This window comes from Domibacillus sp., from assembly GCF_031181085.1.
In the GTDB taxonomy this organism is placed as follows: Bacteria; Bacillota; Bacilli; order Bacillales; family Domibacillaceae; genus Domibacillus.
Genome location: NZ_JAPSLE010000001.1, coordinates 377,017 through 390,411 on the forward strand (window position 1 = coordinate 377,017; position 13,395 = coordinate 390,411).

14 protein-coding genes are annotated in these 13,395 nt (G+C 46.7%); all 14 read left to right on the forward strand.

Annotated elements, in window-relative coordinates; genetic code table 11:
• Positions 1–7: 7 nt before the first annotated feature.
• The 14 genes from smc to RIN81_RS02150 all read left to right on the forward strand — a co-directional run bounded on the left by smc (position 8) and on the right by RIN81_RS02150 (position 13,357).
• Complete coding sequence (smc, locus tag RIN81_RS02085; protein WP_309087061.1) at positions 8–3,568, forward strand: chromosome segregation protein SMC; 3,561 nt, start codon at positions 8–10, stop codon at positions 3,566–3,568.
• A 17-nt stretch (positions 3,569–3,585) separates the two neighbouring features.
• Positions 3,586–4,608 carry a signal recognition particle-docking protein FtsY gene (gene ftsY, locus RIN81_RS02090; protein ID WP_309087062.1) on the forward strand — a complete coding sequence of 341 codons (1,023 nt, stop codon included), beginning with the start codon at positions 3,586–3,588 and terminating at the stop codon, positions 4,606–4,608.
• 92 nt (positions 4,609–4,700) lie between these two features.
• Entirely contained in the window at positions 4,701–5,015 is a 315-nt protein-coding gene (locus RIN81_RS02095; protein WP_242232453.1) for a putative DNA-binding protein, read from the forward strand.
• A 12-nt stretch (positions 5,016–5,027) separates the two neighbouring features.
• Complete coding sequence (gene ffh / locus RIN81_RS02100; protein ID WP_251270618.1) at positions 5,028–6,377, forward strand: signal recognition particle protein; 1,350 nt, start codon at positions 5,028–5,030, stop codon at positions 6,375–6,377.
• A gap of 102 nt (positions 6,378–6,479) precedes the next feature.
• Positions 6,480–6,752, forward strand: a complete 273-nt coding sequence (rpsP, locus tag RIN81_RS02105) for a 30S ribosomal protein S16 (RefSeq protein ID WP_046175080.1) — start codon at positions 6,480–6,482, stop codon at positions 6,750–6,752.
• Between the two features lie 81 nt (positions 6,753–6,833).
• Positions 6,834–7,223 carry a YlqD family protein gene (locus tag RIN81_RS02110; protein WP_242232073.1) on the forward strand — a complete coding sequence of 130 codons (390 nt, stop codon included), beginning with the start codon at positions 6,834–6,836 and terminating at the stop codon, positions 7,221–7,223.
• A 4-nt stretch (positions 7,224–7,227) separates the two neighbouring features.
• Complete coding sequence (gene rimM, locus RIN81_RS02115; RefSeq protein WP_309087063.1) at positions 7,228–7,743, forward strand: ribosome maturation factor RimM; 516 nt, start codon at positions 7,228–7,230, stop codon at positions 7,741–7,743.
• A complete protein-coding gene (gene trmD, locus RIN81_RS02120; protein WP_309087064.1) occupies positions 7,740–8,474 on the forward strand; it encodes a tRNA (guanosine(37)-N1)-methyltransferase TrmD in 735 nt (244 codons plus the stop codon). The genes rimM and trmD overlap by 4 nt, the downstream gene beginning before the upstream one ends.
• A gap of 130 nt (positions 8,475–8,604) precedes the next feature.
• On the forward strand, positions 8,605–8,949 hold the full coding sequence (gene rplS / locus RIN81_RS02125; RefSeq protein ID WP_242232070.1) for a 50S ribosomal protein L19: 345 nt from the start codon (positions 8,605–8,607) through the stop codon (positions 8,947–8,949).
• A 98-nt stretch (positions 8,950–9,047) separates the two neighbouring features.
• Positions 9,048–9,587: a signal peptidase I gene (lepB, locus tag RIN81_RS02130; protein ID WP_309087065.1), complete on the forward strand. Its 540-nt coding sequence runs from the start codon at positions 9,048–9,050 to the stop codon at positions 9,585–9,587.
• A 25-nt stretch (positions 9,588–9,612) separates the two neighbouring features.
• Positions 9,613–10,467 carry a ribosome biogenesis GTPase YlqF gene (gene ylqF / locus RIN81_RS02135; RefSeq protein ID WP_309087066.1) on the forward strand — a complete coding sequence of 285 codons (855 nt, stop codon included), beginning with the start codon at positions 9,613–9,615 and terminating at the stop codon, positions 10,465–10,467.
• 73 nt (positions 10,468–10,540) lie between these two features.
• A complete protein-coding gene (locus tag RIN81_RS02140; protein WP_309087067.1) occupies positions 10,541–11,311 on the forward strand; it encodes a ribonuclease HII in 771 nt (256 codons plus the stop codon).
• A gap of 19 nt (positions 11,312–11,330) precedes the next feature.
• A complete protein-coding gene (locus RIN81_RS02145) occupies positions 11,331–13,088 on the forward strand; it encodes a hypothetical protein (protein ID WP_309087068.1) in 1,758 nt (585 codons plus the stop codon).
• Positions 13,085–13,357 (forward strand): EscU/YscU/HrcU family type III secretion system export apparatus switch protein, encoded by a 273-nt coding sequence (locus tag RIN81_RS02150; RefSeq protein WP_309087069.1) that lies wholly within the window; start codon positions 13,085–13,087, stop codon positions 13,355–13,357. Before RIN81_RS02145 ends, RIN81_RS02150 begins: the two co-directional genes overlap by 4 nt.
• Positions 13,358–13,395: the final 38 nt, after the last annotated feature.

Here is a 13,395-nt window from a genome sequence, read left to right on the forward strand (position 1 = left end):
GAGAAGTATGATCCTGAAAAAGCTTGATATAGCGGGATTTAAATCATTTGCAGGAAAAGTTAGCATTGACTTTATGCCTGGTGTAACAGCAGTAGTGGGACCGAATGGTTCGGGCAAAAGCAATATTACTGAAGCGATTCGCTGGGTACTTGGTGAACAGTCTGCTAAAAACCTGCGCGGCGGAAAAATGGAAGATGTCATCTTTTCGGGAAGTGATTCAAGAAGGCGGCTGAATGAAGCGGACGTGACCATCACGCTCGATAATCGGGACGGGGCGCTTCCGCTTGATTACAGTGAAGTAAGTATCACGCGCCGCGTAAACCGAAATGGCGACAGTGGTTTTTTTATCAATAAGCAAAGCTGCCGCTTAAAAGACATTATTGAACTGTTTATGGACTCAGGACTCGGGCGCGGTGCATTTTCAATTATTGGCCAGGGGCGGGTTGATGAAATATTAAACAGCCGTCCTGAAGAGCGGCGGTCTATATTTGAAGAAGCAGCCGGCGTGTTAAAATACAAAACCCGTAAAAAGCAGGCAGAAGTAAAGCTTGCTGAAACAGAAGAGAATCTAAGCCGTGTGCAGGATATTTTATACGAATTAGAGCAGCGGGTAGAACCACTCGAAATTCAAGCCGCCGCAGCAAAAGATTATCTTGAGAAAAAGGAAGAATTAAAGGAAGTAGAAGCCTCTGTCTGGGCGTATGATCTTGGGGAGTCCCACGCTGAATGGGAAGAGAGAAAAAAAGACCGGGAGCACCAGGAGAAACAGATCGCTTATTTCAGCAGGGAAGCAGAAAGAGCAGAATCTCATATCCGTGCAGTCGAGCAGGAATTAAAAAAGCTGGCTGTTGAGGAAGAATTGATACAGGAAAAACTCATGGCTGTCGTGGAATCACTTGAGAAAATTGAAGGAACACGGCGCTTGATGGACGAGCGTCAAAAAAATGCTTCTTATAATGAAGAAAAGCTTGTGAAATCGATAAACGAAGCCAAAGAGAAAGAAGCGGTATTAAAACAAGCGCTGGCAGAAGCGAAAAAGCAGTCTGAGGAGAAAAAACAAGCACTTGATGTGTTAACAAAACAAGCAGCGGAAAAAGAAGCATTGCTTCGCGCAGTCTCGCAAAACAGCAGTGAAACGCTGGAATCTCTTAAAGCTGATTATATTGATCATTTAAGCAAAGAAGCAGCGGCGAAAAATGAATTGGCTGAAATTGGCCGTCAGCTCGAACGATTAACAGCCCGATTTGAACGGCTCGGCGGACACAACGACCAATATCTTTCTGAACGGGCTGCCCTGCAAAGGGAGCAGGAACAGATCGAGCAGGCTCGTCTTGAGGCAGAGGAAAAGCTCAATGAGCATACAACAGCGTACCGCGAAGCAAAACGGGAGCGTGACAGTGTAAAGGAAAAGCTTGAAAAAAAGCGAAATGCCCTGTATAAAGCCTACCAGATTTTGCAGGAGGCGTCTGCCCGGCGCGACCTTTTAACCTCAATGGAAGAAGATTATTCAGGCTTTTTCTCTGGCGTTAAAGAAGTACTGAGAGAAAAAGACGGGCGTCTGCCCGGCGTGATTGGCGCTGCTGCACAATTGATCCGGGTACCTAAGCAATATGAGCTCGCTATTGAAACAGCTCTTGGCGGAGCTCTCCAGCATATTATCGTAAAAGACGAAGCGGCTGCCCGCAAAGCGATTGCTTTTTTAAAGCAGCACAAATTCGGCCGGGCGACTTTTTTACCCCTGTCGACTGTAAAAGAAAAAGTGATCCCTGATCATACATTAGCCCTTGTCCGTCATGAAAACGGCTTTCTCGGAACCGCAGCAGAGCTGACCGATTATGAAGAACGGTACGCGCAGGCAGCGCGTCACCTGCTTGGCAATGTGCTTGTAGCGGATTCTCTTGAAAAAGCCAATCACATTGCACGTAAAATCAACCACCGTTACCGCGTTGTCACGATTGAAGGTGATGTAGTTAATGCGGGCGGCTCGATGACAGGCGGATCTGTGAAAAAAACAGGTGCATCTCTGCTCGGGCGTAAAAATGAACTGGACACGTTAAGTTCCCAAATCGTACAGATGGAGCAAAAAACAGCGCAGGCTGAAAGGGAAGTAAAAGCGCTGCAGGACCGTGCGGCTGAGTGTGATCGGTTAGTCAGCCGCCTTGAAGAAACGGGTGAGCTGTACCGCCAGGGACTTCAGGAAGCGAAAAACCAGCAGCTTGAATGGTCTTTTAATGAACAGTCCATCAATGACCGGCTTGCCGTTTACGATGCGGAAAAAAGAGAATTTCAAGAAGAAAGAGAGCGGCTTCAGAAGCGTGAAGAGGAAGCCTCCCGCTCTTTAGCGAAAAAACAGCAGGCGATTAAACAATTGGATGATCAAATTGCTTTTATTGAAAGAGAGCAAAAGGACGTTACATCAAAGCGGGATGAGCTTACAGAAGAACTTTACACGCTACGTCCGCAGATCGCCGTGCTTGAAGAGCAGCTTGCGTTCAGCAGACAGCAGGAACAGCGGATCGGGGCAGAGTGGAAAGAGATTCAAAAACAAGTGAAGCAGCTCGAAGAAGAGCAGGCATTTATGAAAGCGGAGCGGTCAAACAGCGGTTCAACCGGCCTGACGCTTGCCCAGGAGGCGGAAGAGCAGGCTGCTGAAAAAGAGCGGCTGATCAAAGGGCTTGAATTGCTGAAAAAGGAACGAAGCAGCAAAACACAGAGGCTTGAAGAACAAACAGCCGCCCTTCAGGAGTCCCGCCGTTTATTAAAAGGGTTAACAGAATCGGTACGCGGGCATGATGTAGCCATTGCCCGCTTAGAAGTTGAAATCGATACATGGCTGCAAAAGCTGAATGAGCAATACAGCTTGACCTTCGAAGAAGCACAGCGGCTCTACCCTCTTACTTTGCCGATTGAAGAATCGAGACGGCAGGTCCGGCTCATTAAAAGGGCGATTGAGGAGCTGGGAGATGTGAATCTCGGAGCGATCGAAGAATATGAGATCACGTATGAACGAGTGACGTTTCTGCGGGGCCAAAAAGAAGATCTTGAAGAAGCAAAGTCAACACTTCGCGATGTAATGAATGAAATGGATGTTGAAATGACCCGCCGCTTCTCAGAAACATTTGAAGCGATTAAAGCGGAATTTCAGCCGGCTTTTGTCCAGCTGTTTGGCGGAGGGCGGGCTGAATTGAAATTGACCGACCCGAAAGATATTTTAAATGCTGGTGTGGATATTTCAGCGATGCCGCCAGGGAAAAAACTGCAGCATTTAAGTCTTTTATCCGGCGGAGAACGTGCTCTTACGGCTATTGCTCTTTTATTTGCTATTTTACGCGTACGCCCGGTTCCGTTTTGTATACTAGATGAAGTAGAAGCAGCACTTGACGAAGCGAACGTGCACAGGTTCAGCCGGTACTTAAAAGAATTCAGGGCGGACACACAGTTTATCGTCATTACACACCGCAAACAAACGATGGAAGAAGCAGATGCGCTCTATGGCGTGGCCATGCAGGAATCCGGCGTAACGAGCCTTGTCTCAGTAAGACTCGAAGAAGCGGCTGTAACGCAGTAAAAGAAAGGATGAAACAAATGAGCTTTTTTAAAAAATTAAAAGAAAAGTTTTCCGGCTCTCAGGAGCAGGAGCAAACAACGGAAAAGTATACAGAAGGGCTGAAAAAATCACGCTCTGGCTTTTCCGAAAAAATGAACAATTTATTTGCCCGCTACCGTAAAATTGATGAAGATTTTTTTGAAGAACTCGAAGAAATCCTGATCGGGGCAGATGTTGGTTTCGATACAGTGATGGAATTGATTGATGAATTAAAAAAGGAAGTAAAACGCCAAAACAAAAACGAACCAGAAGCGATCCGCGAAATTATTATCGAGAAGTTTGTTGATATTTATGCGGGTGACCATGAAATGTCTTCAGATCTGAATATGCAGGATGAGGGCTTGACGGTCATTTTATTTGTTGGTGTTAACGGGGTTGGCAAAACCACAACGATCGGCAAGCTTGCCCACCAGTTTAAGGAAGAGGGCAAGAAAGTGATGCTCGCAGCTGGTGATACCTTCCGGGCTGGAGCGATTGAACAGCTTGAAGTATGGGGAGAGCGCACAGGTGTTGATGTGATCAAACAAGCAGAGGGGTCTGATCCAGCAGCAGTTATGTACGATGCCGTACGGGCTGCAAAATCACGACAAGCCGATGTTTTACTGTGTGACACAGCCGGCCGTCTTCAAAACAAAGTAAACTTAATGAATGAGCTTCAAAAAGTAAAGCGTGTCATTGAACGTGAAATTCCTGGCGCTCCGCATGAAGTTCTGCTCGTTGTCGATGCGACAACCGGTCAAAATGCATTGATTCAAGCGAAAACATTTAAAGAGGCGACAGATGTATCCGGCATCGTGCTTACAAAGCTGGATGGAACCGCAAAAGGCGGTATTGTACTGGCGATTCGTAAAGAACTGGGAGTTCCGGTCAAATTTGTAGGTCTTGGTGAAAAAATGGATGATCTGCAGCCGTTTGACGCTGAAAAATATGCGTATGGGCTGTTTACCGAGGCTTTTGAAGAAAGAAAATCAGATACAGAGAAAGATGAAACAGCCGAATAACCGGCTGTTTTTTCCCGTTCTTGACAGACGCAGCCGAAGCAGGTACACTAATTCAGTGTAAAGGTTTTTCACTTAACAAAGGAGGGGCGGCCGTGCTTGAGAAAACGATGCGGATGAATTATCTGTATGACTTTTATCAGATGCTTCTGACCGACAAACAGCGCAGCTACATGTCCCTATACTACTTGGACGATTATTCGCTCGGTGAAATCGCCGAAGAATATGAGGTGAGCCGCCAGGCGGTCTATGATAATATAAAACGCACAGAAGCGATGCTTGAAGAATACGAAGTAAAGCTCGGGCTGCTGAAGAAATTCCAAAAGCGCCAGGCATTTATGAATCAGCTCAAAGAAAGAGCGGATGAAGAAATGCTGAAGATTATCAAGGCAATTGAGGAACTTGAATAGGGGGACTGCATGATGGCATTTGAAGGATTGGCCGAACGGCTGCAAGGAACAATGCAGAAAATCCGCGGCAAAGGAAAAGTATCCGAATCCGATGTAAAAGAAATGATGCGAGAAGTTCGACTGGCTCTTTTAGAAGCGGATGTTAACTTTAAAGTCGTCAAAGAATTCGTAAAAAAAGTCAGTGAGCGTTCCGTCGGCCAAGAAGTGATGAAAAGCTTAACGCCGGGACAGCAGGTTATTAAGGTGGTAAAAGAAGAATTAACCACGTTAATGGGCGGGGAAGAAAGCCGTATTGGCACAGCAAAGCGCCCGCCGACCGTGATTATGATGGTAGGGCTGCAGGGTGCCGGGAAAACAACGACAACCGGTAAGCTTGCCAACCTGCTTCGCAAAAAATACAACCGCAAGCCGCTCCTTGTGGCAGCCGATGTATACCGCCCGGCGGCTATTAAACAGCTTGAAACGCTCGGCAAACAGCTTAGTATGCCGGTTTTCTCGCTCGGTGACCAGGAAAGTCCAGTCGAAATCGCCAGACAGGCCATTCAAAAAGCGAAAGACGACCATTTGGATTATGTACTCATTGATACAGCTGGCCGCCTTCATATTGACGAAGAATTAATGGACGAGCTGAAACAAATCAAAGAGCTGTCTTCTCCGGAAGAAATTTTTCTAGTGGTCGACTCTATGACCGGACAGGATGCTGTGAATGTCGCTGAAAGCTTTGATGAGCAGCTCGGCATTACAGGTGTTGTCCTTACCAAGCTTGATGGCGATACACGAGGCGGGGCGGCACTGTCTATCCGTTCTGTTACCGGGAAACCGATTAAGTTTGTCGGGATGGGTGAAAAGCTTGATGCGCTTGAGCAGTTTCATCCGGAACGCATGGCATCCCGTATTCTTGGCATGGGTGATGTGCTGTCCCTTATCGAGAAAGCTCAAACGAACGTGGATGAAGCAAAAGCCAAAGAGCTTGAGCAAAAAATGCGGACCATGTCGTTTACTTTCGATGACTTTTTGGATCAGCTTGGACAAGTGCGTTCAATGGGACCGCTTGACGAGATTTTAAAAATGCTGCCAGGCGCCAACAAAATGAAAGGCTTAAACAACATACAGGTGGATGAAAAACAAATCGGCCGTGTGGAAGCCATTATCCGTTCGATGACTGCAGCTGAAAAACAGCAGCCAGAAATCATTAATTCCGGCCGCCGCAAGCGTATCGCCCGCGGATCAGGCACAACGATCCAGGAAGTAAACCGCCTGTTAAAACAGTTTGAAGACATGAAGAAAATGATGAAACAAATGTCTTCTATGCAGCAAAAAGGAAAGAAAAAAGGCGGTCTGCCAAAGCTTCCTTTTATGTAAGAACAGTGGGATGCAAACTGTAAAGAAAAAACACTTTACAACACTTAAAGTATTTGATATGATTCTATCTTGTGTGAAACTATTTCGGAGGTGCTTATTAGCATGGCAGTAAAAATTCGTTTAAAACGTATGGGTGCAAAAAAATCCCCATTCTATCGTATCGTAGTAGCTGACGCCCGCGCGCCGCGTGATGGCCGTTCAATCGAAACAATCGGAACATACAATCCGGTTGCTCAGCCAGCAGAAGTAAAAATCAATGAAGAGCTTGCGCTTAAATGGCTTCAAGATGGTGCAAAACCATCTGATACTGTTCGCAACCTTTTCTCAAAAGAAGGCATTTTGGAAAAATTCCACAATGCTAAATACAGCAAGTAAGTTATTGCGAAACATCAATTCCCCAAAAGAATCTTTCTTTTGGGGAATTGCCATTTTTGTTCCATAAAAAGGAGCGGTGGGATGCATATTTTACAAACCGTATCAGTCGTTCAAGTGGTGACAGAGTCACTAAAACAAAGCCGTATGAATGCATACGAGCAGCAAAAACGCCGGTTAGAGCGGGAAACAGCCCAGCTGCTGTTTGAAAAGAAAAAAGCGGAGCGCGGCGGCTCCAAGCGGGCGGAAGCGGCAGCCCGTTATCAAATGGAAATTGACCAGCGTCATGAAAAGCTGGAAATGGTTGAATTTCAAATCAGCCAGTTAAAAGGGCTGCCTCTTGGGACAGAATTAAAAGAACGGGATATCCAATCCATTGTGGAGGTTAAGCCCGGAGACCGCTTCTATGGAAAAACCGGCGGCACGATTGTTGTAAAAGATGGCGTCATTGTAGAAATTCGCACCGAGGAGTGAAAAAATGAGCAAGTGGTTTAATGTGGGGAAAATCGTCAATACGCATGGTTTGCGGGGAGAAGTCCGTGTCATGTCACAAACAGATTTTCCAGAGAAGCGATTTAAAAAAGGCAGTGAGCTCGCGGTTTTTAAAAAAGGGGATAAAGAAGGTATCCCGGTTATAGTCGCTGCACATCGCACCCATAAAAATTTTGATTTGCTGACGTTCGAAGGGCGTCCATCCATTGAGGATGTAGAGGCCTTCAAGGGAACGATATTAAAAGTACATGAAACCCACCTTGGCGAGCTCGATGAAGGAGAATTTTATCTTCATGAAATCGTCGGCTGCCAGGTGGAAACGATGTCAGGCGATACAGTTGGCAAAGTGATTGAAGTGCTGACACCGGGTGCAAACGATGTATGGGTCGTAAAAGGCGAGGGCAAGACATTTTATATCCCTTACATTGATGATGTAGTGAAATCGATCGACAAAGAGAAAAAGCTGATCTTAATCGATCCGATGGAAGGACTGCTTGAATGAAGATCGATGTGCTGACACTATTTCCGGAAATGTTTGAGGGCGTTTTTTCTTCATCCATTATGAAAAAAGCAGCCGAAAAAAATAAAGCGTCCTTTCGGGCGGTGAACTTTCGGGATTTTGCGGAAGGAAAGCATAAAGTGGTCGATGATTATCCGTACGGCGGCGGTGCGGGAATGGTGCTTAAGCCACAGCCTCTTTTTGATGCGGTAGAAGCGTTAAAGGGGGAAGCGGAGGCAGCTCCGCGCATTATTTTAATGTGCCCGCAGGGAGAGCGATATACGCAAAAAAAAGCAGAAGAGCTTTCAAAAGAACAGCATTTAATTTTTTTATGCGGTCATTATGAAGGCTATGATGAACGGGTCCGCGATCACCTTGTAACCGATGAAATTTCGATCGGTGATTACGTGCTGACCGGCGGTGAACTGGGGGCGATGGTCATAGCGGACAGCGTGGTCCGTCTGCTGCCGGGCGTGCTTGGAAATGAACAGTCTGCCGTACTGGATTCATTTTCGTCCGGTATGCTTGAGCACCCCCATTACACACGTCCAGCCGACTTTAGAGGCATAAAGGTGCCGGATGTCCTTCTATCGGGCAATCATAAGCATATTGAAGAATGGCGTGCAGAGCAGTCGCTTAAGCGCACGTGGGAACGGCGGCCCGATTTGCTGGATTTAATGAATTTAACGGATCAGGAAAAAGAAAAAATTAAGCGATGGGAATCCGAAAAATAACGTTGATTTAGTGGGAAATCTATGATAAAATTTCGTAGTCAGTGTGTAAAATAACACGCTGCATTAAAACGGTGTTCCGCTGCCGTGATTGCGCGGGTATGAACATTTGTTAGAAGGAGAGGAAAACACAATGAACCAATTGATTCAAGAATTGACACAAGAGCAGCTTCGTACTGATCTTCCAGCTTTCCGTCCGGGAGACACAGTTCGTGTACACGTTAAAGTTATCGAGGGTACACGTGAGCGTATTCAGGTATTTGAAGGCGTTGTAATCAAGCGTCGCGGCGGCGGCGTAAGCGAAACATTCACAGTCCGCAAGATTTCTTACGGCGTGGGCGTTGAGCGTGCATTCCCGCTTCACACACCAAAAATCGCGAAAATCGAAGTTATGCGTCGTGGTAAAGTTCGCCGTGCGAAATTGTACTACTTGCGTAACCTACGCGGTAAAGCAGCGCGTATTAAAGAAATTCGATAATAAGAGAGTAAAGGAGTCTGCCTGCAGACTCCTTTTTCTTTCAGGTTTTACGACCATCGTGATATGATAAGTGTACTTGAATTGAAGGTGGTGCCAGCATGGCTAAAGGAAAAAATGAATTTTGGGAATGGACGAAAGCGCTGCTGATCGCGGTCGGGCTTGCTGCCCTGATCCGGTATTTTATATTTGCGCCGATTGTGGTTGACGGTCTTTCGATGATGCCGACACTTGAAAGCGGGGATCGGATGATTGTGAATAAACTTGGTGATCCGGACCGCTTCGATATTGTCGTATTTCATGCGCCCGAACAGAAAGATTACATAAAACGAGTTATTGGTCTTCCAGGAGACACCATTGAGTATAAAAATGACATTTTATATGTGAATGGGAAAGCTATAGAAGAACCGTATTTGGATGAATATAAGAGGGAAGTAACCGATGGTCCATTAACTCCCGACTTTACGTTAGCTGAAATTACCGGCCAGGAAACTGTGCCGGATGGCGAGATTTTTGTGATGGGCGACAATCGCCGTTTTAGTAAAGACAGCCGTCATATTGGTACTGTTAAAATTGATGAGATTGTCGGTGAAACCAGACTTGTTTACTGGCCGTTTGACCAAATTCATCTTGTAGAATAAACGGACTCGAAAGGAATGTGTACGCTTGACAATACAGTGGTTTCCAGGCCATATGGCCAAAGCAAGACGGCAGGTAACAGAAAAATTAAAGCTCGTTGATATCATTTTTGAATTGGTGGATGCGCGCTTGCCTTTGTCTTCGCGCAATCCAATGATCGATGAGATTTTAAACCAGAAGCCGCGGCTTGTCATTCTAAACAAAGAGGATATGGCCGATCCGGTTATGACAAAAGAGTGGATTGCTTACTTCAAAGAAAAAGGCATTGTAGCCGTTTCGGTGAATTCCCAGGCGGGCAGCGGACTCGACAAAATTGTAAAAGCAGCTGAGAGCATTTTAAAAGAAAAATGGGATCGAATGCGCGCACGGGGAATGAAGCCGCGGGCAATAAGAGCGATGATTGTTGGTATTCCAAATGTCGGCAAGTCAACACTCATTAACCGGATTGCAAAAAAAAATATTGCCAAAACCGGTAATATGCCGGGCGTAACAAAAGCACAGCAGTGGATTAAAACGGCTAAAAACCTGGAGCTTTTGGATACGCCGGGTATTTTATGGCCAAAGTTCGAAGACCCGGAAATCGGCTACAAATTGGCCTTGACGGGTGCCATAAAAGACGCGATCTTGAATTTGCAGGATGTGGCGATCTGGGGGCTTCGTTTTTTAGAGAGCGAGTATCCGTCGCGGCTTCAAGAGCGCTATGGCTACAGAGAGCTTCCGGAAGACATGGCGGTTGTTTTTGAACAAATTGGTGAACGGCGCGGCTGCCTGTCTACAGGAGGCGGCATTGATTACGACAAGGTAACGGATGTAATTATTCGTGATGTGCGTACAACGCAGTTTGGCCGCCTTACGTTTGATATTCCGCCACAAAAAGCGTGAAGGACTTCCTTCGCGTTTTTTTATGGAAAAAAAAGAAAAAAAGCCGATAATACAGATAAGGGGCCAAGAAAACATGTGCAAGGAAACGATTACCCAAATTAAACAGCAGCTCGCAGCTGTCAGCAGCTTAGAAGACAAACAGCTGGCTCAGTGGGAGAAAGATGAAAGAAGGGGCGTGCAGGCAGCTGTGAAAGCGTGCAGGCGCCGTCTTCAAAGGAAAAAGGATGAACAGGAGCGCCTGGAGCAAATGATGGCGTATGAGCGGGCAGCAATGAAGCGGGGAATGCAAAGCATTGCCGGCATTGATGAAGCGGGCAGAGGGCCCCTTGCAGGCCCTGTAGTAGCTGCTGCGTGTATTCTGCCGGATGGTTTTTTGCCAGAAGGGTTAAATGATTCTAAAAAAATAAAAGAATCCATCCGCGATGAACTATATGCGCTGATAGTAGAAAAAGCGGCAGTCGGCGTCGGTATTGTAAGCGCAGAAGAAATTGACCGAATCAATATTTACGAAGCAGCTAAAAAAGCAATGATGCTTGCAGTAGAATCACTTCCAAAGCAGCCGGATCACCTGCTTGTCGATGCGATGACGCTGCCGGCTGCCATCAGCCAGGAGGCTATTATAAAAGGGGACGCTAAAAGTGCGTCTATTGCCGCAGCGTCTATTATTGCCAAAGTAACTCGTGACCGGCTTATGAAAGAATATGCAGCCCAATTTCCCGGCTATGGATTTGAAAAGAATATGGGATATGGTACGAAAGAGCATATTGAAGGATTAAAGCAATTTGGCATAACGCCGCAGCACCGCAAAACATTTGCACCTGTAAAAGATATGCACACACTATAAAAAGCAGGAGGGACATTCTATGGAAATTGGGCAGCAGGCCCTTCAAAGAGGCGTGCGGCTGCAGGAGGCACGCAGCCCGATTGACATATTGAAAGAAGGGCATATTTTTTCTGGTAAAACCATCAAGCTTTTACCCGGACAAATGGCCGAAATCGCAGCGCTTGGCCAAAAGCTGACAGCACAGCTTGAAACACCGCTGCAAGCAGGAGAGCGCTATACGTTTCAAGTGGTTTCTTTGGATCGGGGTGTTTCACTCCGTGTACTTGCAGAAAACCCGGCAGCAAAGCTTCCAGCCGATCAAGTGTCTGTCCTGCTTGAAAAAATAGGACTGGAGCCAACGAAAGAAAACATGGCTTTTACAGCATCGGCTCTCCAAAATGGAACAGCTCTTTCAAAATCTCTGATCCAAACCGCTTCGGGATGGCTTGAGAAGTCTGGATCAGAAGGGATAGAAGTGGTCCGATTTATGCTGAGCCGCCATTTGCCGATAACAGAAAATGTTTTCCAGTCCCTGCTGGCTGCCCGTTCAACGGGTTCGATGACCGAAAAATTAGGTTCTTTACAGCAATTACTCGTACAAAATGGCTTTAAACAATCAGAGGCAGCCAAAGCAATCGGCCGCCTGCTTGGTGAAACAGCAGAGACATTTGCTTTTAAAAGCACAGCCAATGAAAAAGCGGTTCAGCTGGTTTCAGCGCTGCAAGGTACCGATACGCCCGAAAAAGCGGCAGCCATCCGGGTGCTCGTCCAATCAATGGCTGCAAATCCTTCTTTAGCAGCCCAGCATGGAGAAGCACTGCTTGCCGGGATTGCCAGAAGCTCCGAGCCATCTTTGAACCAGAATGCGGAACTTCGCCCTGTCCAGCTGCTTAAACAAGCACTGTCCCAGCTGGCTGGAAGTCCTGTGTCTGAAAAAGCAGTTACCGCTTTTAAGCAGGCTCTTTCTTTATCCCTCCCTCTTGGGCATCCCGAACGGCCGGCTTTGATGCAGCAGCTGGCACAGCTCGCAGACGGGTTTGAAACGGGACAGGCCCTTTCTCAAAGAACGGCTGCATCCTTGCTTCAGCTGGCTTCTTCTGCCGCTGTATCCCTTCCTGACCAGGCCGCGGCAAGACTGGCTGTATTGATCGGTGCCGATACGCTTTCTTTTGAGGAACCGCCGGCAAGTTCGGTTCTACGTGATGCCTTCCGTTTTCTTGGAGTGGACCACGAAGCCGTTCTTGCCTCGAAAGAAAATGTCCAAAACGCTCCGCAGACTGTTAAGCAGGAGCTGATCAAGCTCATGTCAGATACAATGCCGGCACCCATTAAAGAAGCTGCTGAGCAGATGGTTGGCCGTCTTAATGCACAGCATATTTTGTCTGCTGAATCCGGCCCTGTTCAGCAGCTGGTGCTGCAGTCTCCTTTACAATTTGGTGAATTTAGAGGCGATGTGACGATCAAGTGGGAAGGAAAGAAAAAAGCAGACGGAAAAATTGACGCTGATTTTTGCCGTGTATTGTTTTATGTGGAAATGCCGCGTTTAAAACAAACGGTCATTGACATGCAGGTGCAAAACCGGATTGTGCATTTGCACATTGCCGCGGAAATTCCGAGCCCGCTGCTGAAAAAAATAAGCAGCCCGGCTGTTGGTTCGTTGAGGGAGGCCCTTGAAGCAGGCGGATACCGCTTGTCCGGCGTTTCGTTCAAGAAAACAGTGGCGCTGGAAAAGGAAAAGCCGCCGCTTGCCCGCATTATGGATGATGATCGTTATATGGGGGTGGATATACGCATATGAACCAGCCAAACCGGAGGCAGGCCGCCGCTCTTTCTTATAATCCAGACTCAGTGGGAGCACCGGTTGTAAAAGCAAAGGGGAAAGGACTCATCGCTGATCAAATTATTGCCTCAGCAAAAGAAAATAATATTCCGATACAAGAAGATCCGGGGCTTGTTGAGCTGCTTGGACAGCTTGAAATAAATGAAGCGATTCCAGAAGATTTATATCAAGCGGTAGCCGAAGTGTTCGCTTTTGTATACCGTCTTGATCAGTCCCTTGATAAATAAACATTGTAAGCGTTTTGCGAAAAATGTCCGTTCTTGAA

What these genes read in the sequence shown, in the direction of transcription:
- RIN81_RS02150 (WP_309087069.1), top strand. Translation starts at nt 13,085, where the DNA reads ATGAACCAGCCAAACCGGAGGCAGGCCGCCGCTCTTTCTTATAATCCA.
- rplS (WP_242232070.1), top strand. Translation starts at nt 8,605, where the DNA reads ATGAACCAATTGATTCAAGAATTGACACAAGAGCAGCTTCGTACTGAT.
- trmD (WP_309087064.1), top strand. Translation starts at nt 7,740, where the DNA reads ATGAAGATCGATGTGCTGACACTATTTCCGGAAATGTTTGAGGGCGTT.
- ffh (WP_251270618.1), top strand. Translation starts at nt 5,028, where the DNA reads ATGGCATTTGAAGGATTGGCCGAACGGCTGCAAGGAACAATGCAGAAA.
- RIN81_RS02110 (WP_242232073.1), top strand. Translation starts at nt 6,834, where the DNA reads ATGCATATTTTACAAACCGTATCAGTCGTTCAAGTGGTGACAGAGTCA.
- lepB (WP_309087065.1), top strand. Translation starts at nt 9,048, where the DNA reads ATGGCTAAAGGAAAAAATGAATTTTGGGAATGGACGAAAGCGCTGCTG.
- smc (WP_309087061.1), top strand. Translation starts at nt 8, where the DNA reads ATGATCCTGAAAAAGCTTGATATAGCGGGATTTAAATCATTTGCAGGA.
- RIN81_RS02140 (WP_309087067.1), top strand. Translation starts at nt 10,541, where the DNA reads ATGTGCAAGGAAACGATTACCCAAATTAAACAGCAGCTCGCAGCTGTC.
- rimM (WP_309087063.1), top strand. Translation starts at nt 7,228, where the DNA reads ATGAGCAAGTGGTTTAATGTGGGGAAAATCGTCAATACGCATGGTTTG.
- rpsP (WP_046175080.1), top strand. Translation starts at nt 6,480, where the DNA reads ATGGCAGTAAAAATTCGTTTAAAACGTATGGGTGCAAAAAAATCCCCA.
- RIN81_RS02145 (WP_309087068.1), top strand. Translation starts at nt 11,331, where the DNA reads ATGGAAATTGGGCAGCAGGCCCTTCAAAGAGGCGTGCGGCTGCAGGAG.
- ftsY (WP_309087062.1), top strand. Translation starts at nt 3,586, where the DNA reads ATGAGCTTTTTTAAAAAATTAAAAGAAAAGTTTTCCGGCTCTCAGGAG.